Origin of the sequence: Kluyvera sp. NPDC087067, assembly GCF_044745165.1 — a bacterium.
Lineage (GTDB): Bacteria > Pseudomonadota > Gammaproteobacteria > Enterobacterales > Enterobacteriaceae > Kluyvera.
In genome coordinates, this window is record NZ_JBIUZS010000007.1 from 55,804 (window position 1) to 80,367 (window position 24,564).

Genomic DNA, 24,564 nt, shown 5'->3' on the forward strand with positions numbered 1-24,564 from the left:
CCTCTGAGCATTCCCGGCGGCGCTGCGCTTGGCCGGGCTACATTTGTGGCTATCCCTAAATGTAGCCCGGGCGAGGCGTTTACGCCGACCCCGGGGAGCCCCTCACGGCTGACGTAAAATCGTGCCATTCCCCGTATTAATAGTCACAATTTCTATAAAGTTTTTCTTTTTCCCGCCGAAAAATTGTTATTCGCCTGGAGGAAAGAGAAACATGTTAAACCGTCTTAAAATTGTTACCAGCCTTGTGCTGGTTTTGGTGTTATTTGGCCTGTTGCAGCTAGCATCGGGTGGTTTGTTCTTTAACTCACTCAAGCATGACAAAGAAAACTTCACCATCCTGCAAACCGTACGTCAGCAGCAATCGGGACTTAACGGCAGTTGGGTTGCGCTGCTGCAAACCCGCAATACGTTAAACCGTGCCGGTATCCGCTACATGATGGATCAGAACAATATCGGCAGCGGAGCTACCGTGACCGAACTGATGCAGATTGCCAGCAAATCGCTGGCCGAAGCGGAAAAACGCTGGGCCGAGTATGAGGCGATGCCGCGCGATCCGCGTCAAAGTGAAGCGGCGGTGCTGGATATTCAGCGTAACTACGATATCTACCACGGGGCATTGTCTGAACTGATCCAACTGCTCGGCGCTGGCAAAATTAACGACTTCTTCGATCAACCAACCCAGAGTTACCAGGACGGCTTTGAGAAAGCTTACGACAATTATCGGCAGCAAAATGACAGGCTGTACGAGATGGCGGTGAAAGACAGCAATAGCTCTTACACCCAGGCGATGTGGATCCTGTTTAGCGTGATAATTGTGGTACTGGCGGTGATCGTCTTTGTCTGGCTTGGCGTGCGCAAAATACTTATCGCGCCACTGAATCGTTTAATTGACAGCATCCGCCATATTGCGGGTGGCGATCTGGTTAAACGCATCGATGTTGAAAGCCACAACGAAATGGGTGAGCTGGCCCATTCTCTGCGCCACATGCAGGGCGAACTCGCCCGCACGGTGGGGGAAGTGCGTCAGGGGGCCGATGCGATTTACAGCGGCGCGAGTGAAATTGCCATGGGCAATAACGATCTTTCTTCACGTACCGAGGAGCAGGCCGCTTCGCTGGAAGAGACCGCTGCCAGCATGGAAGAACTCACCGCCACCGTGAAGCAGAACGCCGAAAATGCCCGTCAGGCCAGCCATCTGGCGCTCTCGGCATCGGAAACCGCGCAGAAGGGCGGTAAAGTGGTGGATAACGTCGTGCAGACCATGCGTGATATCACCGCCAGTTCGCAGAAAATCGCCGATATTATCAGCGTGATTGACGGTATTGCCTTCCAGACCAATATTCTGGCGCTCAATGCCGCGGTGGAAGCGGCTCGTGCCGGTGAACAGGGACGTGGCTTTGCGGTTGTCGCCGGTGAAGTGCGTAACCTGGCGCAGCGCAGCGCCCAGGCCGCTCGCGAAATTAAGAGCCTGATTGAAGACTCGGTTAACCGCGTTGACCTCGGTTCTACGCTGGTGGAAAGCGCTGGTGAAACCATGGGTGAGATCGTCAATGCGGTGACCCGCGTGACCGATATCATGGGGGAAATTGCCTCCGCTTCCGATGAGCAGAGCCGGGGTATTGACCAGGTTGGGCTGGCGGTGGCGGAAATGGATCGCGTAACCCAGCAGAACGCCTCGCTGGTTGAGGAATCGGCGGCAGCGGCAGCGGCGCTGGAAGAGCAGGCAAGCCGCCTGACTCAGGCCGTGGCGGTGTTCCGCATTCAGCAAGGCCAGGCCAATGCCGAGCGTGAGCCAGCAAGTGCGGCAGCGCCTGCGCCGACGACGCTGCGTAAAGCCGCCGTGACCGATAGCGGCGAAAACTGGGAAACCTTCTAAAACCTACGCGCCCAGTCCGGGCGCGTTAAGTCATTCCCTCCCGGTGCAAAGCCGGGAGGGAATTAACGTCAAGCAATGTGCGATTAACCTTCTGAAGCCACCACTTTAATTTCCACCATCCCAATCCCTAACTGACGCGGTGAGTGACCGAGAATGTTGCCCTCATTGGTTGACTGAGGGGCAGGTGGCACAATCACCAGCGTGCTGGCGTCCGACGGGTTATCAAAGTGCAGCGTGGTGGTCGTGACGTCGTTGCTGAGCGTCAGGATCTGCTCATTTTTGCCCACGCGTACCGGAATCGGTTTATCCGCATTCGGGCCAAAGGCTTTGGCGGTAATCACTAAATCAAAGCGCTTGGGCAACGGATGTTGATATTCAATCTTCACCTGCTCGCCCAGTTGCGCATTCGACCAGCGTCCCCACGACTCAGGGCGGGAGATACCGCTAAAGCTTTTCACCTCTTCCGGCGCGCCCGCCACGTTAAAGATAAAGCTGTCGGCCTTATAGCGGATATCGTTATCAACGGTTTTCAGCGTATCGACGTTACCTTTGTAACGCACCATATCAATGACGGTATCTTTAAACTCCGTTTTCCCATTCCACAGGGCTTTATCAATGTGCTGCACTTTCTGCTCGCCGCCCAACTGGCCCTGAGACACACACCAGTCCGTGGAGAGGGATAATTCTGTCGACCACAGTTGCCCCATCTTGTAGCAGCGGTCGACCCACACAAAGTTATCGCGCGGCGCAAAATCGGCTAACTGATAGCGCAGCGGCGCGGAGTATTCACTTTCTGGCAGCGGTTCAACACGGTTATCCGAGACGCGCAGCAGCAGCGGCAGACGGAAGTGGCTGCCTGAGAAGGCGATCATGTTTTTCTGGGTATCGACCGAGAAGTTTTTGATCTCTTTCGGGAAATTCCACAAACGAATGATATCCGGTTTCCAGGCCAGCACTTTCTCTTTCATGTTGAGGAACACTTCGGACAGTGACTGCCCGGAGAGGCTGCTGCGGCCAAGGCCAATAAAGTTATCGCCGCCGAGCAAATCGAGCACCGTTGCGCCGTTATCCATGGTGCTGCGCTTCACCGCCAGCAGCTCCTGGGCATCCGGTTTATCGCCGCGAATGACGAAGAACAGATTGCTGCGGTCGAGTTTGTTGAGCTCATCCCAGGCAGTGTTTTTCATCGCCAGATGGTCGGAGGACACCACGATTACCGTGTTCTTAAACCACGGTGATGCTTTGATCTTATTGATAAATTCGGCAATGCTCTCCTGGCTACAGGCCACTGCGCTAAACGATTGATTCGCCTTGCCGTTGATGTCGTAGCGCTTGCGGTTACAGCTGCGCGAGATAAAACCGTCCGGGTGGTGGGTGTCGACGGTTAAGGTGAACAGCGAGAAGCGTTTGCCCTCGCGGGAGAGCGTTTCAAATTTCTTCCACGCTTCGTCGAGCACGGTGTCGTCGTAGTAGCCCCAGTCGTTTTTGTAGGCCGGGTCGGCGACGGTGCCTTTCAGCTCTTCCGCGCCGTACAGATGGTCAAATCCGTGGGACTTCAGGAACACGTCTTTACCGGCAAAGCGCAGGTTAGCGCCCTGTACAAAATAGTTCTGGTAGCCGGAGTTTTTCAGGATATCGCCAAGGCAGATATTTTGCGGGAAGAAGCTCGACAACGAGGCTGAAGCATTGCCTTCAAACGGGGCAAATAATGGGATGCCGCACTGCGAGGCGACCATGCCCGCGATGGTGTAATCGGTGCCCGGAAGCTGCATGGTGTGGCTGAAATCCAGCCCCTCATTTTTCAGCGCGCCAAGCTCCGGTGCGAGGTCAGGAAATGCCTGCTCGTCAAAGTAGGTGCGCTCAAGGCTCTCGCCGTAAATATAGACGAGATTCAGTTTAGGATTGGGGATCGTTTTGGACGGTTCTTTGTAGTAGGCCGCAAAGTCAGGATCGCCGTCGCGTGACTGAGACTTTACCAGTTCACTGATCTGACGAAATGCCGGGCTGGCGTCTACAGAACCCACCGCGAGAATGAGCGCCAACAGGCTGTAACCAAAGTGGTGAGGATGATGGCGACGTCGGCGTAGCAGCCAGCCGAGGCCACCAAATACGGCGATAAGCGCGACGACAATCCCGACGCCTGGGAGAATATATTTGCCGATGCCCGCGCCGGTCAGGCTATTGGTCAGGGTGTAGAGAACCGCATCGTTGATCCCATCGCCGGTGAAATAGTCGCTGGCGTACAGGGTAATATTCAGGACCACAAACAGGCCCAGTACCGTAAGGGTGGCGGCAAACCACCATCTATTTCGCCCTGCCTTCCAGGCATAGATTGCAATGGAAGCCAAAAAGAGCGCAATGGATAACATCTCTGACACTACACGTCCTCAACAGCGCCAGACGCGCTGGCGGAACAGAAATTAACATCACAATGTAATTGCGCTGTCATCTGTCTGCAATTCTAACGTGGTGAAAGTGTGTTGTTGTTCAGAATTGGTTTATAAATAACCAATATTTTGCTGTGGATATAGATACGGTGAATGAAATCAATCATTTCATTCACCGTAATTAGTTATCAGGACAGGAAGTTAACGCCCTGTTTTAACACCAGATCGCAGGCTTTGGTTTTGACTTTTTTACCCAGCTCGGAATTGCCCAGGCTGTCGAGATCCAGTTTCTGACCGTCTTTGGCGTTCAGCAGACCCTCAATACCGTCCATATAACCGGTATCTTTTTTCTGTTCGGCCTGGGTGTTGAGGCCGAGTTTATCCAGCACCTGGTCTTTCACGTTATTCACGTCAGTCACCGAAGCCAGTTTCTGCTTAGCGCAGTACTGCATGATGCCCGCCGCGTTGTTCATAGTGCTTGAGCTCAGCGACTGGCTGCCGCCGTTCAGCAGGCTGGTCAGGGTAGACAGAGAAGTTCCGCCGCTTTGGGAGGTGCTGCTACCGCCGGTAAGCTGACTTGCCGCGCTGCTTAGATCGTTTAACGATACGGCACCTGCCGCCGTGGAAATAAATGCGCTAGCAATGATGGCGCGGCAAAGCATCGATTTAACTGATTTCATGGCTGTACTCGTGTGTGCTAGTAAGAGTGAATCAAATGAGTATACGCTTCTCATTCACCAGATTTATCTTAATACTCTTTGCCGGTGACGCGGCTGCGATAGCTGTCCCAGTTAAAGACCACCCAAAGGCTGTTGCCCAGACGCATACGATCCATTACGCGTTCGCCGAGCATTTTGTTCATCTCATCCAGATTGCTGTTGGTCAGCATACCGGTAGGGCGCTTGGACGAAGATCGGCGGTCGACGATCTGGTTAATGATCACTTTTTCATAACGAGACTCTGTTTGCATACCGATCTCATCGATCACCAGCAGATCGACGTTGCTCAGATCGTTTAACAGCTGCTCCTCGCTGGTTTCCCGGCTGCCGAAAGTCTCTTTCATGGCAGACATAATATCGGCGACGGTGATGATAAGCACCGACTTACCGCGCAGCAGCAGTTCGTTACAGATAGCGGCGGCGAGATGGTTTTTGCCGGTGCCGGGTTTGCCGGTGAAAACAAAGCTGGCGATGTTGCCGTCGAATTCATCGACGTACTGACGCGCTTTCGCCAGCGCATTCATCTGGCCTTCATTTTCGATACGATAGTTTTCAAACGAGCAGTTCTGGTGCAGCGGACGAATACCGGAGCGGTTAAAGGTGCGCTGCATCTTCATGGCGCGGTTTTCACGCGCCAGCGCGGCGGCGCGGATCTCGCCCTGTTCCTTTTGCCAGGCCAGCAGCTCTTCGCCGGTTTTAAAAGCCGGTTCGATATGTGCAGGCATCATCTTCTGCAAGCGTTTCATTAATTCGCCAACGTCTTTCATGCTCAACCTCTGAAACCCGGTGGAATACTGTTATCAGGCTCACTAACCGTATTGATATCGCGGCGCGTCTGGTTGCCGCTGTTTGCCCGGCCCATTTGTACGCTGCGCGCGAGCTTTTGCTGCCATTGAACGTGATGGAACACTTTACCTTCCGCCTGCCAGTAGGCAACGAAGGAGGCCAATTCTTCCGGCGTGACCGGCTCGCTGAGCGCAATGCCCCACAGCGCGGAAAGGCGCAAAAATTCGGCATCCGGCTGCCAGCCCGCGTACATGGCAAATTTACCCATCGGGACAGAGATGGGGGCTGGCGTCGGTTCTTCAAAGAACTGCGCATCCAGCGTCACGTCGCTGCCCGGGCGGGATAGCTTTTCTTCCAGCGCCAAGAGCTGTGCCAGTCGTTCTTGCGTAATGGCATAGAACGCGGGCTGATTATTGGCAAACACCGCGAGCGCACCGCCCTCGGTTTGCGCAAGAATCGCCACCGGATCGGCGCTGAAGGCGTCAATACCAATCACGTTAGACGTTAAAATACGAGAAGACATAACACTATCTCAATACAGAAAAAACACGGGAAGGGGGCGGGAAAATCCGCCCGAATAATGCACATAGTAGCACAAGGTGAGGTGAGGGCGGCACACTCATATGCCGCCGTTTATGTTAAACCCGCGGGCGCTTGCGATACAGCCACAGCCCCGGAATAGACAGGCCGATGGACAGCGCGCCAACGATGGATGTGGCTTTAAGAAAGTTGCTAAGCAGGGTGATCATCATCTCTTCGGAATAGCCAAAGTGGCTAATCTTGACCGCAGAGATCATGGCCGTATAGGCGGAAATCCCCGGGAACATGGGGATGACGGCGGCTACGGTGAAAATTTTGGGGTGTGCGAGATACCAGCGCGACCACTGAATACCAATGCTGCCGACCAGCATCGCCGCGAGGAACGTCGACCATTCAATATTGAAGCCCGCCGTCATCATCACAAAGCGTGATGCGTGCCCAATCGCCCCCAGCAACGCGCACCAGGGCAATGCGCGGTGCGGGACGTTAAATACCATCGCAAAGCCCACGGCAGGAATTGCCGATAGCACCATGTCTTGCACTAGCAGTAACACAAAATCGATCACACCCATCCGCGTAGCCCCCATAACGTCATCGCCATGACCACGCCGACGCAGGTCGCAAGCGTCAGAAGGCTGGCAATGGCCCAGCGAGCTAAACCGGTATTGATATGGCCCTTAAACATATCGGCGACGGAATTTATCAGCGGAAAACCGGGAACCAACAGCAGAACGCTGGCTGCCATGGCGACCGTGGAAGTTTGCCCAAAGGCGGGAAGTTGCAGCATCAGCCCGGAAACCGTGGTGGCGACGAAGGCTGTGAGTCCGAAGTTAATCTGCGGGTGCATGGAACGGTGCGTCAGCACCTGGCGAATATACATGGCGACGGTGCTGGCGCATAAGGTGACGAACGCGCCATCCCAGCCGCCGTTATTGAGTTTGCAGAAACAGGCGCACGATAGCCCAACCATCAGCACCACCAACCAGCGAGGATAGCGTAGTGGTTTGATGTGCTGGAAGCGCTTCTCAACATCTTTATAATCCAGCAACTTATGCTCGGCCATAATGACGATATGCTGGACTTCAGTCACCACGTGCATATTAATGCCGCGATCGCTATTTTTACGCGTTGAGGTAAGGCACTGCCCGTTTTTGATGGTGGTAAGCACAATGGCGTTTGACGATATCGCGCTCTCGACGCTGTCCATGCCAAGCGCACGACCCAGCCGCGTTGATAGCTCCTCCACCAGGGCACTCTCCGCCCCATGTTGCAAAAGAAAAATGCCGCACTGAATACAGAGCCGCGTGATGATGCGCTGTTCTGACCGATCGTCTTCCATTAATGATCCTGATACCCAAAAACGCCCGTGTATCACCTACTTTTACCCGAAGCGCGCGAAAGGATTATCCGGTTGGGATCAAACAATGTGCAAAAATTCGGCACCCATCCAATGAATGACAAAGAGTTGATGCCGCCCACACTTTTGCAAATCTGTTCGAAAGTGCAATTTTTGAACGCATTCTGGCCTTCTTTTTCGCAACCGAGTTATCAAAAATGCATTATGAAACTTTATGAATACAAAAAATAAACAAATAATTAACCAGAATGTGAGGTCATCCTATGAACACGCAAGTTGCCATTATCGGTGCTGGGCCTTCGGGGTTACTGCTAGGACAGTTGCTGCATAATGCGGGGATCAAAACCGTGATACTCGAGCGCCAGACGCCAGAGTATGTGCTGGGGCGCATTCGCGCAGGCATCCTTGAAAACGGCACCGTTGAGCTGCTGCGTGAAGCGGGGGTTTCCCGCAGGATGGACGCTGAAGGCTTGATTCATCACGGGGTTGAATTCTTGTTTTCCGGGCAACGTATTCCGGTTCCGTTGAGCGAATTGACGCACGGTAAAAGCGTGATGGTCTATGGGCAAACGGAAGTGACCCGCGACCTGATGGAAGCGCGGCAGTCCAGCGGCGCCCCGACGATTTATGGCGTTGAGCAGGTTCAGTTGCACTCACTGAAAAGTGATAAACCGTCCGTAACCTTTATGCACAATGGGGAGCGATGCAAAATCGAGTGTGATTTTGTGGCGGGTTGCGATGGATTCCACGGCGTGTCACGGCAAAGTATCCCACGTGAAATTTTGCGTGAGTATGAAAGCGTCTGGCCGTTTGGCTGGCTGGGGCTTCTTTCAGATACGCCGCCGGTCAATCCAGAGCTGATTTACGCTCATCATGAGCGTGGGTTTGTTTTGTGTAGTCAGCGCTCACTAACCAGAAGTCGCTATTATTTGCAGGTGCCGCTCACCGACAAAGTCGAGCAGTGGACGGACGAACGCTTCTGGAACGAGCTGAAATGCCGCCTGCCGGATGAATTAGGCCAAAAGTTAGTGACTGGTCACTCACTTGAAAAGAGCATTGCGCCGCTGCGCAGTTATGTGATGGAGCCGATGCAGTACGGTCGGATGTTCCTCGTGGGCGATGCCGCTCATATCGTTCCACCGACCGGCGCTAAGGGGCTGAATCTGGCGGTATCCGACGTGAACTACCTGTGGCGCATTCTACGTCAGTATTATCACAACGGCCGCACCGACCTGTTGAGCCAGTATTCGCAATTGGCATTGAACCGGGTATGGAAAGGTGAACGCTTTAGCTGGTTTATGACCCATCTGCTGCATGACTTTCAGAGCAAGAGTGCGTTTGATAAGAAGATGCAGGAAGCCGATCGTCAGTACTATCTGGGATCGCGTGCGGGGCTGACCACGATTGCGGAGAACTACGTCGGACTACCCTATGAAAAGGTGGAGTAAAAGATGAAACGTACGGGCGCTGCGCAGCTATCACCGGACACCGTGCCGGTGTTTAAGCTCTATGGCGAACATCGCGGTTGGCCGACGCCCGACCTATTGCACTGTGAATCGATTCTCAAGCGCAGCAGCCTTTATGCCTGGCATATCCGGGTGCATCAACATGTTGAGATGGTGCAGCTGCTGTACCTGCATAAAGGTCAGGCGGAAATCGACATTGAAGGTGAGCGGCGAGTGGTTAACGAAGCGAGTATTCAGGTCGTTCCGTCGCTGTGTGTTCACGGTTTTCGCTTTTCACCGGGAACGCAGGGATACGTTCTTTCTTTGGCCTTGCCGCTGCTCAGTCAACTTGAGGCGCAGTTTGGCCGTCAACTCGATGTGCTCAGCCGACCGCGCTGTCTGGCGGTTAAACGCTCAAGCAGGCACATTCATGCCCTCTTTGCGGCGCTGCTGGAGGAGTACACCGAGGAGAATGACGCGCGGGAGATGATGCTCTATTCCCTGCTAAGCGCGTTGCTGGTCTGGTTAAACCGGCAAGGGACAAAGCCGGTGGCCGTTGAAGATAAAAGCGAACGTAAACGCGGGGTATTGCGTCAGTTTGCCCGGCTGATAGAAAGCCACTATCGGGAACATCTTTCCCTGGCTGAATATGCGCAAAGGCTGGGGATATCCACCACCTATCTGAACTGCTTATGTCGCGAGTTTCACGGCACCAGTGCGCTGGGGGTATTACATCAACGCCTACTGCTTGAGGCAAAAAGAAGCCTTCAGTATACCAGCATGACGATCACGCAGGTTTCTGATTATTTGGGATTTAGTGATGTGACCTACTTCTCACGTTTTTTCCGTAAACGGGGAGGTATGACGCCAAAAGAATTCAAATTAAGAATGTAATTGAGCAAGAAAATACAAAACATTTATTTTAATTTTGCTTACGCCATTGTTAATATTTTCTAAGTTATTGCGTGTTATTTGATATGCCATACTCCATGAATCAATCCTGCCAGTACATCCGTGTAGCAACATAATTTATTGGCTCTTGATTATCGAAGTAAAATTGCATCAAAGGAAATGGAAACGGATGGGTTTATTTTCCTGATAATATTTTCTCCCACGCAAAAGAGTTTTATATTCAGGAAATGAATCTTCGAATGGATACGGAGGTTTTATGTCGCCAGAGTTCTGTAAATTCGCGGTGATAATCAGCAAGATACCGGTAATGCAGTCCGGCCTTAGCACCATCATGGGAACACATTTTCCCAATTATGAACTTAATTTTTGTCAGTCTCTGGAAGAGTTAACTCTGCTTCAACTTCGGCGTACTGATGTTGTTATTATTGATTTCTCAGGCGATATCAGACACCCCCGTGCGCTATGTGAGCAATACTATACCTTATTGTCTCAGTATCGAGATATCCATTGGGTATTTATGATTAGCCGGCAATATTATTCCTTAGCGGTTGAATTTCTTATGCGGCCGGAAAGTACCTTACTCTCCGACTCTGACCCGGTTGATCGCGTCATAAAAGCTATCCAGCAGGGGAGTGTCAGTTCAGAAAACATCAGCCAGACGCTGCTTTCATTACAAAATAACGATGAGATTGAAAGCGATAGCGACCGTTTAGTGATGTTGACGCTCTCAGAACGTAAAGTACTGCGTCTCTTAGCGAAAGGATGGGGAATCAACCAGATTGCTGCATTGTTGAAAAAGAGTAATAAAACCATTAGTGCACAGAAGAATAGCGCGATGCGTCGCCTCTCTCTGCGCAGTAATGCTGAAATGTATGCTTGGATCAATAGCAATCAAGGGATGAAGGAACTTAATCTCTACTCAGCTTATGGAGAACAAGCCGAATGGAAAAGCACAGCAGGAAGCAGTGCATCGCTATCATAGAACATTGTATTATGACCGAGGTTGGTCTCCGTCATTTGCTTAATAGCACCCAGGAGGGGAACTGTACATTCCACTATTTTCGCTCTATTGCCAGTTTTAAGCAGGCGCTTCGCCAGACTCAGTTTGATACCGTGGTTTGCAGTTTATCCGGCTCGCGAGAAATGCGCATTGAATGCTTGTTTACGATGGGCGAAATCGCGCATCGTTACCCTGAGATGATACGTATTATTCTGGCTAATGATAAAGCTGAGGTGGAGCTTATCAAACAGCTTTCCCCTATCTATATTCACGGGGTGTTAAATAAGTCCAGCGAGTTAGCCTGCCTGCGACAAAGCATTCTGGCGCTGTTTATGGAAGCTGAAGGACAAAAAGGCACCGATGCTTCTATACAACAAAGCGATAGCCATTTTTTGAGCCCGACTGAAAATATGATTTTGCGCTATATGACCTATGGCTATTCGTTAATGGATATCGCCGAGCAGCTGGGTCGCAATATCAAAACGATTCGTGCGCATAAATTCAATGCGATGACTAAACTGGGCGTCAATTCTGATGTTGATCTACTGAGTGCGGCTGATTTATTGGTATCGCTACCTGATAGAAATATTGCCTACACTCAGTCGCTGCTCCGTCCCCAATAGGCGTTGTCTTTTATAGACAAACATCCACCCAGGTTGCTGCGGTCAGGTTAGCCATCCTTTCGGGGGAAATGCGCACGGCGCTATGTATCGCGCCAGCGGCGGGCAGCACTTCATCATATTGTTTCAGTGATACGTCGCAGTAAACGGCCAGCGGGTTTTCAAGGCCAAACGGGCAAACCCCACCGACGGGGTGCCCGGTGAGTTCGACCACTTCATCGCAGCTGAGCATTCGCGCTTTCGCTCCGAAAGTCTCTTTCAACTTCTTGTTATCCAGCCGTGCATCTCCCTTTGCCACTATCAGAATGACCTTATCCTTAACTTTTAACGACAGCGTTTTCGCTATTTGTCCTGGCTCAACCTGGTGTGCGGCCGCCGCCAGCGCAACGGTTGCGGTACTTTGCTGAAGCTCAATAATGTCTATATCGGGCGCGTGTTCGGCAAAGAATTCTCGTACGGACTGTAGACTCATCGATTTCTCCTGATATTTCGGCGAGTCACTCTGTCATAAAGCTACCTGGGTTGTAAATATTGCGACGAAGTTGTGCAAAAATTGTTTGATTTCTGGATCTCCTTCACAATCAATGCAACCGGTTACTGTAACCGGTTGCTGTTCTTTGCGTAGCGAATGATACTGCTGAGGTGACTTCCTATGTATCTGTACCCTTAATAATAAGAGCCGTGTATGAACTGTCGCCAAATGAACATCAATGCGGGCCACACATCCGTGCGTCATGGAAGTTCATCGTATGCCCAGTCTTGCATCGGCAAAATTGTAGTTGCTGTGCTTACGTCTAAAGCCTGTCAGGAGGGCTGCTATGTCTGCTAAACACGCTGCATTTAATTTGATCTTTCGCTTCGTCGAAAATTACGTGAGTCCTGTGGCAGGACGAATTTCATCTCAGCGCCACGTCATGGCCATCCGTGACGGTTTTATCTCTGCTATGCCTTTCATGATTGTGGGTTCGTTTCTGCTGGTCTTTGCTTATCCGCCATTCTCGCCGGATACAACCTGGGGTTTTGCCCGTGCGTGGTTGGATTTAGCAAAAGAATTTGAGGGCCGCATTCTGACGCCGTTTGATATGACAATGGGCATTATGTCCATCTATATCTGTGCGGCGATATCGTACAACCTCGGTAAACACTACGAAAAAAATCTCCAGCTTGATCCCTTCATGTGCTCAATGCTGTCGATCATGGCTTTCCTGCTGGTGGCTGCACCTAAGACCAGCGGTCATATGCCGGTTGATAGCCTTGGGGGAACCGGGATTTTTACCGCCATTCTGGTGGCGCTTTATTGCGTTGAGCTGATGCGCTTTTTGAAAGTGCGCAACATCGGGATCCGCCTGCCGGATCAGGTGCCGCCGATGATCAAAAACTCATTTGATCTGTTGATCCCGGTATTAATTGTCGTGCTGACCCTGTATCCGCTGAGCCTGTTTATTCAAAGCCAGTTTGATATGTTGATCCCTCAGGCCATTATGTCGCTGTTTAAACCTTTGGTTTCTGCGGCTGACTCTTTACCGGCGATTCTGCTGGCGGTACTGATTGGTCACCTGCTGTGGTTTGCGGGGATCCACGGCGCAGCCATTGTTTCCGGTATGCTGCAAATGTTCTGGTTAACTAACCTCGGCTTAAACCAGACCGCGCTGGCACAAGGCATGCCGTTACCCCATATCTTTATGGAAGCTTTCTGGACGTTCTTTATCGTTGTCGGCGGATCGGGGGCGACGATGGGGCTGGTGTTCTGCTATCTGCGTAGCCGTTCAGCGCACCTGCGTGCCATTGGTCGTCTGAGCGTGGTGCCTAGCCTGTTTAACATTAACGAACCGGTGATTTTCGGTACGCCAATTGTGATGAACCCGGTGTTCTTTATTCCGTTCCTGCTGGCGCCAATGGTGAACGCCGTTATCGCCTGGTCGGCGGCGAAGCTGGATCTGATTGGTCGGGTGATTTCAGTCGTGCCGTGGACAGCGCCAGCGCCTATTGGCGGCCCGTGGGCGTTGGGCTGGGATTTCCGTGCAGCGATTCTGGTGGTGTTGTTAGTCTGCGTTTCGGCGATTATCTACTACCCGTTCTTCAAAGTGTATGAAAAACAGTTGCTTGAGCAGGAAGAAGAAGAGGCGCAGCGTGTGGCGGCAGAAGAGAGCCAGCAGGTAGCCTGATGAGGAGAAAATTAACGGGGCGAAAGCCCCGTTAATTATTTCAGCGTGCAGTCACCGCACTGCTGAACGTCAGGCAGACGATAACGCTGGCAGCAGGTGCGGCGAACTAAGCGACCGTCGCGCATCACCACGGTGCGCCATAGCGGATTGTCCTGCCCATCAGCCAGCGTTTTATTGAAGAAGCAGTGTTGGCGCAGCAGGTTAACCTGCTCTTCGCCGAGCAGCGCAATCATTTCCCCGAGATACCAGTTGATCAAATAACCGGTATTACTCCAGATAAGCTTACCGTTAATCTCATCCGTCGCCTCCAGCGCCTGAATAATCGGCATCAACGTCTGCGTGACCAGGTTATCCATACGAGTGGTGATGGATTTCTGGCTAGCACGCAGGTCAGGGTGAACATCGACCCAGAAACAGGCCGCACGACCGGTTTCGTGGAACTCCACCCGGTAATGCTCTGCTGAAAGTGAAATAGCCGATTCTTCGGTCAGCAGCGCTAGCATCAACGGAGGCACCAGCAGGCCGATGTACCACTGTGCCCATAGCGAGATAAGCGGTTTATTTTCCCGTGGCTGCATGGGCTGGTTGCGGTAGATATGGTCCGAGTAGATAGCCAACAGAGAGCTTAACTCCGTGGGTTTGGCCCATTCGCTTAACGTCTTAGCCCGCTCTGGAGCGGCTTCATTCAGGCGGAAAATTTCCAGCATATGCGGGCGCTGTTCGGCAATTTTCGCACGCAGAGACTCCGCGAACGCATTTTCCCTGGCGGGAAGCGGCGTACGCCAGATGAGGTCTTCAGCGATGGGAGCAGAACGGTAAGCCATAATGTTAGCTGGATACAAACCTAAATGATAATGATTAGCAATCCTAGCTATAGATAAAACCAAGCGCAAGCGGTTTATGGTCTGCGCCTGCTTTTTTGTGAACCTAGCGCGACGGCATATGATCGCTGGTCAGAATGTTATTACGCCCCATATTTTTGGCTTCATAGAGGGCTTTATCTGCCATCTGCATCGCCGTATCGATGTTGCTATCGCTAAAAGGCGCGATGCCAATGCTGACCGTCACGTGGGTCGCCACGCTGGCGTTGAACATATGGGGAATTTTCAGATCATAAATATGCTGGCGAATTCGCTCGGCTGCCTGCATGGCGGTCGGCATATCGCAATTAGGCAGCAGCACCATAAATTCTTCGCCGCCAAAACGGGTCACGATGTCGCGCGAGCGCACGGAATTACGGATGGCGGCAGAAACGCGCATCAACGCCTGATCGCCCATCATATGACCGTAGTGATCGTTGTAAGCCTTAAAATGGTCAATATCTAACAGCAGCACCGCATGCTGCGCGTCGCCCAGCGCCAGCAGTGAATCCAGACGGAACTGGAAACCCCGGCGGTTATAAAGCCCGGTAAGCGGATCAAGCATACTAAGACCGTTAAGCGTTTCTCGTTCTTCCAGCAGTTTATACATTAACCCTTGGGCAAAACGATCATTACGCCTTTGTATAACATGCTGAATAGCAATCCCAATTAATGGTAGGGCAAAACAGTAAGCCATTCGCCACCATTGATCGGCATCGCTGGTAAACAGACAAACAATAAATGTTGGTAGGGAATGGAGTGAGAACGCAACGATATTATTTGAGAATGCAATTGTTCCGACAAATAGCACGCTAAATAGGGCGATAAGTTGGAAATTATCATTTATTGACGGCAACGTGTGAGTTTTACTTAAAATATGCCACGCCCATAAACAACCAAAAACCACCGAAATTATCGGGACATTCAGGCGGATACGGGCATACCGCCAATGCCATAGCAGCAGCGCACCGCTGCTTATTGCAATCAGCGTTGCTGGAAGTGGAAAAACCTTCGAGTCATATATCGGGCTAAAGATGGATAGCGCCGATGAGACCAGATTAAGAAACAAAAACAGCCGGAACGTGAGCTGATATTTTTGTGCGCGTAGGTTGCGCCATGATTGTACTGTCATATTTAAAAGTTGTAGTGGGCCTTAAATAAATAAGTAAGTGCATAAAAAACAAGAATAAAATATGAGGCAAGGCGCGAATATCCAATTATTCGACATATTATTTTCGCTACAACGTATCACCATACAATATTCATGTCATTAATGATTGTGAAACCGTAGCGTATAAGAAGACAAATAACAAAAAATGTCATATGCTATTGAGTATCATTATCATTTGCGGATTGGGATATGTTACGGCGAACATTAGGCAGTGGCTGGGGGGTTCTTATCCCTGGCGTCGCAATTGCGCTACTTAGCACCCTGGGGCTATCGGTGGAGGTCTGGAAGGGACTGATTACCGGTGGACTGCTGCTGAGCGGGGCGATGATCTGGCATCGTCAACTGCGTCATTTTGTCTTATTGCCATCGTGCATCGCGTTGATTGGCGGCATGGTTCTGATATCAATGAATTTAAAGCTGCTGGAATAACTAGAAGGGAAAAGCTGAGGGGAGAACGAGGAAACTGGTGCGAGGGGGGGGACTCGAACCCCCACATCCTAAGGACACTAACACCTGAAGCTAGCGCGTCTACCAATTCCGCCACCTTCGCACAGAAGTCTCGTTGCTGTTATATCGCCCTCGTTGGTGCGAGGGGGGGGACTCGAACCCCCACATCCTAAGGACACTAACACCTGAAGCTAGCGCGTCTACCAATTCCGCCACCTTCGCACAGTGCGAGCGATATAACGTGGTTTATGGTGCGAGGGGGGGGACTTGAACCCCCACGTCCGTTAGGACACTAACACCTGAAGCTAGCGCGTCTACCAATTCCGCCACCATCGCATACCATCGACACTTAAAAAGTATCGTTACCACGGAGGCGCATTCTAGTGGTTTTACGCTGGGCGTCAATAGATAATTGTTAATGGCTGCACAATCGTCGAAAAAAAAGACGTTTCTTCGGTTGTGGGGGGGAATGTAGGCCGGATAAGGCGTTTACGCCGCCATCCGGCGTGACACAGAGTAGTGCCGGATGGCGCTATCGCTTATCCGGCCTGCATGAGTCAGGCTTTTTTCGCCTGGCGGGTCATCACGGTGCGGTAAACCTTAAAACGTCCGGTTTGCGCGATGACTTCGTGGAAGCCAAACATTTCATCGAGAATGGCCGGATACGGCAGGAAGGCGTTGGCAACAATGCGCAGCTCACCGCCGCTGTTCAGATGGCGTACCGCGCCACGAATCAGCGTTTGTGCCGCGTCCAGGCTGGTTTGCATACCATCGTGGAACGGTGGGTTGGAGATAATCATGTCAAAACGACCGTTAATCTCCGAGAAGACGTTGCTCGCCACAACCTCGCCTTCAATACCGTTTGCGGCAAGCGTTGCACGGCTCGCCTCTACCGCTGCTGCGCTGACATCACACAAGGTCAGACGAACTTTCGGTGAATGCGTTGCCAGCGATACCGCCAGCACGCCCGCGCCGCAGCCGACATCCAGCACTTTACCTTTAGTATGCGGGGTCAGCGTGGAGAGCAGCAGTTGGCTACCGACATCCAGACCATCGCGGCTAAAGACGCCCGGCAGGGTTTTGATGGTCAGATCCTCCAGGGCATATTCACCCCAGAAAGCATCCGCATCAAACGTTGGCTGTTTTTCCAGACGGCCGTGATACAGGCCACACCGACGCGCGCTATCTACTTTATTCAGCGGGGCGTATTCCGCCAGCATTTGCTCGGCGCTTCGTACGCCGCTACGGTTCTCACCCACCACGAAAATATCGGTACCGACCGGCAGCAGGGACAGAATGTTCATCAACTGGAACTGGGCTTCCGGCTTATTCTTCGGCCAGTAGTAGATAAAGGTATCGCTATCCGCCACGTCTTGCGCTTCAACAACAAGGCCAAAACGGACGTTCTCTTCCATCTGACGGCTCAGCACCTGCCAGTGGTGTAACTGCTGAGTGTGCGCACGGCTCGCAGCGGTTTCCAGGCGAGCGGGCAGGTCATCCTGCAGATCGCCGGCAAAGAAAATACGGCTCTGTTCGAAATCATCACTGTGGCGCAGCAAGACTTCACTTGCCGGGGTAAAAGCAGACATGAATTATTCCTCAATTAACTTAGCTCGCGATTATAGAGTGTAATTGGCGCAGATTCGATGAATTTGCTATATTTGCGCCCTTGATAGACAGGAGCGTTTCACATGACATCCCGGCGAGACTGGCAATTACAACAGTTGGGCATTACCCAATGGTCGCTGCGACGCCCGGGCGCACTGCAAGGTGAAATCGCGATTACGCTTCCGCCGCACGTCCGTTTAGTGATCATTGGCGAAACTCTGCCTGCTCTGACGGAGCCGCTGATGAGCGATATTTTGCGCGCGCTGCGTCTTACCCCGGATCAGGTTATGCCATTAACACCCGGCAGTGTTGCCATGCTACCGCAAGGTAGCCATTGCCACCGCTGGCATCTGGGTTGTGACGTCGCCGTTACGCTTGAAGGTGCGGTGCTTTCAACACCGCCATTTGATGAACTACAAGCCAGTGCGCCCGCGCGCGCCGCGCTATGGCAACAAATTTGCGCCCATGAACACGATTTCTACCCTCAGCACGACTGATTTACCCCGCGCCTTTCATATTGAAAAGCGCGCACACGCGTTTCCCTGGAGTGAACAAACCTTTGCCAGCAATCAGGGCGAACGCTATCTGAACCTTCAGATGTCAGTCGACGGTGAGATGGCGGCTTTTGCTATCACGCAAATCGTGCTGGATGAAGCGACGCTGTTTAATATTGCCGTCGATCCAGACTATCAGCGCCGTGGGCTTGGACGCGAACTGCTAGAACATCTCATTGATACGTTAGAAGCGCGTGGCGTGGCGACGTTGTGGCTAGAAGTTCGCGCGTCAAACCTCGCCGCCATCGCTTTGTATGAGAGTTTAGGCTTTAACGAAGCGACTATCCGTCGCAACTATTATCCTACGGCCGAAGGCCGTGAGGATGCCATTATTATGGCGCTGCCCATCAGTATGTAAGACAAGGTGAAAAGATGATGAAGTGGGACTGGATTTTCTTCGATGCCGACGAGACGCTGTTTACGTTTGACTCGTTTAGCGGCTTACAGCGGATGTTTCTCGATTACAGCGTGACCTTTACCGCGGAAGATTTTCAGGACTACCAGGCGGTGAATAAACCGCTGTGGGTCGATTACCAGAACGGTGCCATTACCTCGCTCCAGCTTCAGCATCAACGTTTTACCGGTTGGGCAGAACGCCTGAACGTCCATCCTGGCGACCTCAACGATGCCTTCATGAACGCCATGGCTGAGATTTGCGCACCGCTGCCGGGGGCGGCGTCGTTGCTGGATGCTCTAAAAGGCAAGGTGAAGCTGGGCATCATCACCAACGGCTTTACCTCGTTGCAGCAGACGCGTCTGGAACGTACCGGATTTAGCGATCACTTTGATCTGCTTATTATTTCTGAGCAGGTGGGCGTCGCTAAACCGGATCGTCAGATCTTTGATTACGCGCTTGCGCAAGCCGGTCACCCTGACCGCGCGCGCGTACTGATGGTCGGTGACACCGCCGAGTCCGATATTCGCGGTGGAATGAACGCCGGCTGGGCGACCTGCTGGCTCAATGCGCACCAGCGACCGCTGCCGGAAGGCATTAAGCCTGACTGGACGGTGACCTCGTTGCCTGAACTGGAGCGACTCCTGTGTAAACAGTGATTGCCAGCCCCCTATTGATGGGTAAAATAGCCGCAATTTTTTCGTATTCAACATGCGTGGTGCATTGCCGCGCTTACTAAGAAGATCTCATTATGACGTTGTCTCCTTATTTGCAGGAGGTGGCCAAGCGCCGCACTTTTGCCATTATTTCTCACCCGGATGCCGGTAAAACGACCATCACTGAAAAAGTGCTGCTGTTCGGACAGGCAATCCAGACTGCCGGTACGGTAAAAGGCCGTGGGTCCAGCCAGCATGCTAAATCCGACTGGATGGAGATGGAAAAGCAGCGTGGTATTTCGATTACCACCTCCGTGATGCAGTTCCCGTATCACGATTGCCTGGTTAACCTGCTGGACACCCCGGGGCACGAAGACTTCTCCGAAGATACCTACCGTACCCTGACGGCGGTTGACTGCTGTCTGATGGTTATCGATGCCGCGAAAGGGGTTGAAGATCGTACCCGTAAGCTGATGGAAGTTACCCGTCTGCGTGATACGCCGATCCTGACCTTTATGAACAAACTCGACCGCGATATCCGCGATCCGATGGAAGTGCTGGATGAAGTCGAGCGTGAGCTGAAAATCGGCTGCGCGCCGATCACCTGGCCGATTGGCTGCGGCAAGCTGTTTAAAGGCGTTTACCATCTTTATAAAGATGAAACCTACCTGTATCAGACCGGTAAAGGCCACACCATTCAGGAAGTGCGCATTGTTAAAGGTCTGAACAATCCAGAACTCGACGCCGCCGTGGGCGATGAGCTGGCTCAGCAGCTGCGTGATGAGCTGGAGCTGGTGCAGGGCGCGTCCAACGAATTCGACAAAGATCTGTTCCTGGCGGGCGAAATTACCCCGGTATTCTTTGGTACCGCACTGGGTAACTTCGGTGTCGACCATATGCTGGACGGTTTAGTGGAGTGGGCGCCAGCGCCGATGCCGCGTAAAACCGACACCCGTCTGGTGGAAGCGCAGGATGAGAAGTTCTCCGGTTTCGTATTTAAAATTCAGGCCAACATGGACCCTAAACACCGTGACCGCGTGGCGTTCATGCGCGTGGTATCCGGCAAATATGAAAAGGGCATGAAGCTGCGTCAGGTGCGTATCGGGAAAGATGTGGTGATCTCTGATGCGCTGACCTTTATGGCGGGTGACCGTTCACACGTCGAAGAAGCGTATCCTGGCGACATCATCGGTCTGCATAACCACGGCACCATCCAGATCGGCGACACCTTCACCCAGGGTGAGATGATGAAGTTCACCGGTATTCCGAACTTCGCCCCTGAGCTGTTCCGTCGCATTCGCCTCAAAGATCCGTTGAAGCAGAAACAGCTACTGAAAGGGTTGGTTCAGCTCTCTGAAGAGGGCGCGGTGCAGGTATTCCGTCCAATCTCCAACAACGACCTGATTGTCGGCGCCGTCGGCGTGCTGCAGTTTGATGTGGTCGTTGCGCGTCTGAAAAGCGAATACAACGTTGAAGCTATCTACGAATCGGTTAACGTCGCGACCGCCCGTTGGGTTGAGAGCAAAGACGTGAAGAAATTCGAAGAGTTCAAACGTAAAAACGAAGTTCAACTGGCGCTGGATGGCGGCGATAATCTGACCTATATCGCACCAACCATGGTGAACCTCAACCTGACTCAGGAACGTTATCCTGAAGTTGAGTTCCGCAAAACACGCGAGCACTAAAATCCCCTACAGGGCGCGGCAGCCGCTGCGCCCTGATACTTTTCCTTCCTTTTTAGCCGCTTACGGAAAGTTCTTAATTAGCCGTCTTTTTCCGTTATCTGCCTATTTTTTGCCCAACGAAGCGGGCGATTTCAAAATTGTGATCTATATTTAACAAAGCGATGACATCTACGTTGGCTTTAAATACCGATTATCTCGTTTGATAAAGCGCTTAAAGCTAACGTTTGTTTCTATCGCAATATTAATAACTGGCTCAGAGCAAGATTCAGCGACGATTGATAACCCATGTGGGTTGGCATGAACGCAATGAATACCTGAGCAGGGTGCGGTTAACCCTCTTCAGCAATGCAACCTGCGTGTTGCAAATGCTCAAATTGCGGGCAAAACATACAGGAATATGACGACGATGAAAAAACTGACAATTTCTAAAACGCTGCTTGCCGTAATGCTGACCTCCGCTGTCGCTACCGGTTCCGTCTATGCCGAAACGTCCACCATGGATAAGGCTCAGGCGAGCGCTGAGAGTGCAGGTAATAAAGTCGGTAACTTTATGGATGACAGCACTATCACAGCGAAAGTAAAAGCCGCTCTGGTGGATAACGACAATATCAAGAGCACCGATATCTCCGTTAAAACCGACAAAAAAGTCGTGACGCTCAGTGGCTTTGTAGAAAGTCAGGCTCAGGCTGAAGCCGCCGTTGCGGCAGCGAAAACGGTTGAGGGTGTGAGTTCTGTTAGTGACAAACTCCACGTCCGCGACAGCAAACAAAGTTCGATGAAAGGCTATGCCGGTGATGCCGCGACCACCAGTGAAGTGAAAGCTAAACTGCTGGCAGATGACATCGTCCCTTCACGTCATGTGAAAGTTGAGACCACTGATGGCGTTGTACAGCTCTCGGGTACCGTTGAGTCTCAGGCACAAAGCGATCGTGCCGAAAGTATTGCTAAGGCCGTTGATGGCGTGAAAAGCGTCAAGAACGATCTGAAAACGAAGTAATCATTAGACATTTTGCTTCCTGATATTTGGCAGGAAGCAAAATGTGCACCACACTAAAAATATTGCATGTGGGTGGCATGAATGCTCATAGCAAGCGGTCGACATTAATTTTGGTCAAGGAGAAGCTTATGTTTCGTTGGGGCATTATATTTCTGGTTATCGCGTTAATTGCCGCCGCACTGGGATTTGGTGGGCTGGCAGGTACCGCGGCGTGGGCTGCGAAAATCGTGTTCGTTGTAGGTATCATCCTCTTCCTGGTCAGCCTGTTTACCGGGCGTAAACGGCCCTAGAGCATCACGCGTAAATGTAGAATGACAGCAAAGCCAGTCCAGCGGACTGGCTTTATTAGTTTTAGCCGCCGGGAATTTAGGCTACTTTGTTAGTCTGAAGACTAAAAAACAGGTAGGCAGAGATGGGGCAGCGTATACCCGTCACGCTCGGCAATATTGCGCCATTATCGCTGAGTCGTTTCAACCCCGGTCGCATGGCATTGGTTTGCGAAGGTGGGGGACAACGCGGAATTTTCACCGCCGGCGTGCTTGATGAATTTATGCGAGCACAGTTCAATCCTTTCGACCTCTACTACGGCACCTCTGCGGGGGCGCAAAATCTGTCCGCCTATTTGTGTAACCAACAAGGTTACGGACGTAAAGTCATCATGCGCTACACCACCCGCCGCGAGTTCTTTGACCCGGTGCGCTTTGTCAGAGGCGGTAATCTTATCGATCTTGACTGGCTGGTTGACGCAACCGCAGGGCAGATGCCGCTTGCGATGGACGCGGCCGAGCATCTTTTTGAGACGGGAAAATCGTTTTATATCTGCGCCTGCCGAGGGGACGATTACACCCCCAGCTATTTCTCACCGACTAAGCAGAACTGGCTCGATATTATCCGCGCTTCCAGCGCCATTCCGGGTTTCTATCGTACCGGCGTGGCGCTTGACGGCATTAATTACCTGGACGGTGGCGTTAGCGATGCGATCCCCGTTCGCGAGGCCGCGAAGCAGGGCGCGAAAACGCTGGTGGTGATCCGTACCGTTCCGTCGCAAATGTATTACACGCCGCAGTGGTTTAAGCGTATGGAACGTTGGCTCGGTGAAAGCAGCCTGCAACCGCTGGTCAATCTGGTGCAGCATCATGAAGCCAGCTATAGCGAAATTCAGCAATTTATTGAAAAACCGCCCGGTAAGCTGCGTATTTTTGAGATCTACCCGCCGAAACCGCTACTCAGTATGGCGTTGGGCAGCCGCATTCCTGCGCTGCGACAGGACTACAAAATTGGCCGCTTATGCGGTCGATATTTCCTGGCAACCGTAGGCAAGCTGTTAGCGGAAAAACCCCCGCTAGCGCGGCACATTTCACCCATCATCACGCCTGCACCGCTGTATATTCCCCCGGAACCGGCGGTGAATGATATCCCGGTGGCGGCAATGGCTGATGTGCCACAGGCCAACGACCCGCTTTTTAATCATGAGGATCTGGCGTGAAAGGCCGTTTTATTGACACCCATTGCCATTTTGATTTTCCGCCGTTTAGCGGCAATGAAGCCGCCAGCATCCAGCGCGCCGCCGATGCGGGCGTGGGCACGATAATCGTCCCTGCGATCGAGGCGGAAAATTTTACCCGCGTGCTGGCGCTGGCTGAACGCTATGAGCCGCTGTATGCCGCCGTCGGTCTGCACCCGATCGTGGTGGAGCGTCATAATGATGACAGTCTGGCTGCGCTGGACGCGGTGCTGGCGGCGAAACCGAAAAAACTGGTCGCCGTTGGGGAAATTGGGCTCGACCTGTATCGGGAGGATCCGCAATTTGAACGTCAGGCGGCCTTGCTTGATGCACAGCTACAGTTAGCTAAACGCTACGATCTGCCGGTCATTCTCCATTCGCGCCGCACCCACGACAAACTGGCGCTGCATCTCAAACGTCACAATTTGCCGCGAACGGGCGTGGTACATGGTTTTTCAGGCAGCCTGCAACAGGCTTTACGCTTTATCCAGCTGGGCTACAAAATCGGCGTCGGTGGGACGATTTCCTATCCGCGCGCCAATAAAACCCGTGAGGTGATGGGACAATTACCGCTAGAGGCGCTGATACTGGAAACGGATGCGCCGGATATGCCGTTGAACGGTTTTCAGGGACAGCCGAATCGCCCGGAGCGCATTGCCGACGTGTTTAGCCATCTCTGCTCGCTGCGACCAGAACCGCCTGAACATATTGCGCAAACGCTTTATCACAACACCTATGCACTGTTTACGAACTTGTAGGGTGACTGAGTTCTCATTATTAATTATTACCTCCGTTCACTTGCGTTAAACCTGTGATGTTGTCCGAAAAATATAATGACGCAGCGTTATAATCGCTGCGGTTAGCTTGTTGGAATCATCATA

At 52.2% G+C, this 24,564-nt stretch carries 25 protein-coding genes and 3 tRNA genes; 15 read left to right on the top strand and 13 right to left on the bottom strand.

The window, feature by feature from the left end; translation table 11 throughout:
* The first annotated feature begins 211 nt into the window (after positions 1–211).
* The gene (tsr, locus tag ACIPDS_RS17335; protein ID WP_400738435.1) at positions 212–1,876 is read left to right on the top strand and encodes a methyl-accepting chemotaxis protein; all 1,665 of its coding nucleotides are present in this window, start codon (positions 212–214) and stop codon (positions 1,874–1,876) included.
* Between the two features lie 83 nt (positions 1,877–1,959).
* Here the strand turns inward: tsr and opgB are convergent, their stop codons facing one another.
* The 6 genes from opgB to ACIPDS_RS17365 all read right to left on the bottom strand — a co-directional run bounded on the left by opgB (position 1,960) and on the right by ACIPDS_RS17365 (position 7,647).
* Positions 1,960–4,254 (bottom strand): phosphatidylglycerol--membrane-oligosaccharide glycerophosphotransferase, encoded by a 2,295-nt coding sequence (gene opgB / locus ACIPDS_RS17340; protein WP_400738438.1) that lies wholly within the window; start codon positions 4,252–4,254, stop codon positions 1,960–1,962.
* A gap of 197 nt (positions 4,255–4,451) precedes the next feature.
* Positions 4,452–4,943 (bottom strand): DUF2501 domain-containing protein, encoded by a 492-nt coding sequence (locus ACIPDS_RS17345; protein WP_166516462.1) that lies wholly within the window; start codon positions 4,941–4,943, stop codon positions 4,452–4,454.
* Positions 4,944–5,011: 68 nt separating this feature from the next.
* On the bottom strand, positions 5,012–5,749 hold the full coding sequence (gene dnaC / locus ACIPDS_RS17350; RefSeq protein ID WP_166516461.1) for a DNA replication protein DnaC: 738 nt from the start codon (positions 5,747–5,749) through the stop codon (positions 5,012–5,014).
* Positions 5,750–5,751: 2 nt separating this feature from the next.
* Entirely contained in the window at positions 5,752–6,291 is a 540-nt protein-coding gene (dnaT, locus tag ACIPDS_RS17355) for a primosomal protein DnaT (protein WP_400738443.1), read from the bottom strand.
* Positions 6,292–6,406: 115 nt separating this feature from the next.
* Positions 6,407–6,880 (bottom strand): threonine/serine exporter, encoded by a 474-nt coding sequence (locus ACIPDS_RS17360; protein WP_400738446.1) that lies wholly within the window; start codon positions 6,878–6,880, stop codon positions 6,407–6,409.
* Positions 6,871–7,647, bottom strand: a complete 777-nt coding sequence (locus ACIPDS_RS17365) for a threonine/serine exporter ThrE family protein (protein WP_400738449.1) — start codon at positions 7,645–7,647, stop codon at positions 6,871–6,873. The genes ACIPDS_RS17360 and ACIPDS_RS17365 overlap by 10 nt, the downstream gene beginning before the upstream one ends.
* A 281-nt stretch (positions 7,648–7,928) precedes the next feature.
* Between ACIPDS_RS17365 and pobA the strand changes: the two genes are divergently transcribed.
* The 4 genes from pobA (at position 7,929) to bglJ (ending at position 11,645) form a co-directional block, all read left to right on the top strand.
* Positions 7,929–9,113, top strand: coding sequence for a 4-hydroxybenzoate 3-monooxygenase (gene pobA, locus ACIPDS_RS17370; protein ID WP_400738452.1), 1,185 nt, complete (start codon positions 7,929–7,931; stop codon positions 9,111–9,113).
* Positions 9,114–9,116: 3 nt separating this feature from the next.
* Positions 9,117–10,004, top strand: coding sequence for a helix-turn-helix domain-containing protein (locus ACIPDS_RS17375; protein WP_166516456.1), 888 nt, complete (start codon positions 9,117–9,119; stop codon positions 10,002–10,004).
* A gap of 274 nt (positions 10,005–10,278) precedes the next feature.
* Positions 10,279–11,004, top strand: coding sequence for a LuxR C-terminal-related transcriptional regulator (locus tag ACIPDS_RS17380; protein WP_400738455.1), 726 nt, complete (start codon positions 10,279–10,281; stop codon positions 11,002–11,004).
* Positions 10,965–11,645, top strand: coding sequence for a DNA-binding transcriptional activator BglJ (gene bglJ / locus ACIPDS_RS17385; protein ID WP_400738458.1), 681 nt, complete (start codon positions 10,965–10,967; stop codon positions 11,643–11,645). The genes ACIPDS_RS17380 and bglJ overlap by 40 nt, the downstream gene beginning before the upstream one ends.
* A 10-nt stretch (positions 11,646–11,655) precedes the next feature.
* Here bglJ and ACIPDS_RS17390 read toward each other — a convergent pair whose 3' ends face one another.
* Positions 11,656–12,114: a YbaK/EbsC family protein gene (locus tag ACIPDS_RS17390; protein ID WP_400738461.1), complete on the bottom strand. Its 459-nt coding sequence runs from the start codon at positions 12,112–12,114 to the stop codon at positions 11,656–11,658.
* A gap of 346 nt (positions 12,115–12,460) precedes the next feature.
* On the opposite strand from ACIPDS_RS17390, the gene ACIPDS_RS17395 reads away from it, so the two are divergent.
* On the top strand, positions 12,461–13,807 hold the full coding sequence (locus ACIPDS_RS17395; RefSeq protein ID WP_166516452.1) for a PTS sugar transporter subunit IIC: 1,347 nt from the start codon (positions 12,461–12,463) through the stop codon (positions 13,805–13,807).
* A 35-nt stretch (positions 13,808–13,842) separates the two neighbouring features.
* On the opposite strand, the gene fhuF is transcribed toward ACIPDS_RS17395, so the two are convergent.
* Both fhuF and ACIPDS_RS17405 read right to left on the bottom strand, forming a co-directional pair.
* A complete protein-coding gene (gene fhuF, locus ACIPDS_RS17400) occupies positions 13,843–14,631 on the bottom strand; it encodes a siderophore-iron reductase FhuF (protein WP_166516451.1) in 789 nt (262 codons plus the stop codon).
* 103 nt (positions 14,632–14,734) lie between these two features.
* Positions 14,735–15,799, bottom strand: a complete 1,065-nt coding sequence (locus ACIPDS_RS17405; protein ID WP_166516450.1) for a GGDEF domain-containing protein — start codon at positions 15,797–15,799, stop codon at positions 14,735–14,737.
* 228 nt (positions 15,800–16,027) lie between these two features.
* Here ACIPDS_RS17405 and ACIPDS_RS17410 point away from each other — a divergent pair, with 228 nt between their 5' ends.
* Positions 16,028–16,267 carry a DUF1435 domain-containing protein gene (locus ACIPDS_RS17410; protein ID WP_400738466.1) on the top strand — a complete coding sequence of 80 codons (240 nt, stop codon included), beginning with the start codon at positions 16,028–16,030 and terminating at the stop codon, positions 16,265–16,267.
* Between the two features lie 35 nt (positions 16,268–16,302).
* Here the strand turns inward: ACIPDS_RS17410 and ACIPDS_RS17415 are convergent.
* The 4 genes from ACIPDS_RS17415 to rsmC all read right to left on the bottom strand — a co-directional run bounded on the left by ACIPDS_RS17415 (position 16,303) and on the right by rsmC (position 17,874).
* Positions 16,303–16,388: transfer RNA gene (locus ACIPDS_RS17415), tRNA-Leu, on the bottom strand.
* A gap of 33 nt (positions 16,389–16,421) precedes the next feature.
* Positions 16,422–16,507: transfer RNA gene (locus tag ACIPDS_RS17420), tRNA-Leu, on the bottom strand.
* 27 nt (positions 16,508–16,534) lie between these two features.
* Positions 16,535–16,621: transfer RNA gene (locus ACIPDS_RS17425), tRNA-Leu, on the bottom strand.
* A gap of 221 nt (positions 16,622–16,842) precedes the next feature.
* Positions 16,843–17,874: a 16S rRNA (guanine(1207)-N(2))-methyltransferase RsmC gene (gene rsmC / locus ACIPDS_RS17430; protein ID WP_400738469.1), complete on the bottom strand. Its 1,032-nt coding sequence runs from the start codon at positions 17,872–17,874 to the stop codon at positions 16,843–16,845.
* A 102-nt stretch (positions 17,875–17,976) separates the two neighbouring features.
* On the opposite strand from rsmC, the gene ACIPDS_RS17435 reads away from it, so the two are divergent.
* From ACIPDS_RS17435 to ACIPDS_RS17470, 8 genes are all read left to right on the top strand, one after another.
* Positions 17,977–18,390 (top strand): DNA polymerase III subunit psi, encoded by a 414-nt coding sequence (locus ACIPDS_RS17435; protein ID WP_400738472.1) that lies wholly within the window; start codon positions 17,977–17,979, stop codon positions 18,388–18,390.
* Complete coding sequence (rimI, locus tag ACIPDS_RS17440; protein WP_400738475.1) at positions 18,359–18,805, top strand: ribosomal protein S18-alanine N-acetyltransferase; 447 nt, start codon at positions 18,359–18,361, stop codon at positions 18,803–18,805. The genes ACIPDS_RS17435 and rimI overlap by 32 nt, the downstream gene beginning before the upstream one ends.
* 17 nt (positions 18,806–18,822) lie before the next feature.
* Complete coding sequence (gene yjjG, locus ACIPDS_RS17445; RefSeq protein WP_166516506.1) at positions 18,823–19,500, top strand: pyrimidine 5'-nucleotidase; 678 nt, start codon at positions 18,823–18,825, stop codon at positions 19,498–19,500.
* A gap of 92 nt (positions 19,501–19,592) precedes the next feature.
* Positions 19,593–21,182: a peptide chain release factor 3 gene (gene prfC / locus ACIPDS_RS17450; RefSeq protein WP_166516445.1), complete on the top strand. Its 1,590-nt coding sequence runs from the start codon at positions 19,593–19,595 to the stop codon at positions 21,180–21,182.
* Positions 21,183–21,579: 397 nt separating this feature from the next.
* Complete coding sequence (osmY, locus tag ACIPDS_RS17455) at positions 21,580–22,179, top strand: molecular chaperone OsmY (protein ID WP_400738479.1); 600 nt, start codon at positions 21,580–21,582, stop codon at positions 22,177–22,179.
* A gap of 128 nt (positions 22,180–22,307) precedes the next feature.
* Positions 22,308–22,469, top strand: coding sequence for a DUF1328 domain-containing protein (locus ACIPDS_RS17460; RefSeq protein WP_071883711.1), 162 nt, complete (start codon positions 22,308–22,310; stop codon positions 22,467–22,469).
* 122 nt (positions 22,470–22,591) lie between these two features.
* A complete protein-coding gene (locus ACIPDS_RS17465) occupies positions 22,592–23,665 on the top strand; it encodes a patatin family protein (protein WP_400738484.1) in 1,074 nt (357 codons plus the stop codon).
* Positions 23,662–24,441, top strand: coding sequence for a TatD family hydrolase (locus ACIPDS_RS17470; protein ID WP_400738487.1), 780 nt, complete (start codon positions 23,662–23,664; stop codon positions 24,439–24,441). The genes ACIPDS_RS17465 and ACIPDS_RS17470 overlap by 4 nt, the downstream gene beginning before the upstream one ends.
* Positions 24,442–24,564 lie beyond the last annotated feature (123 nt).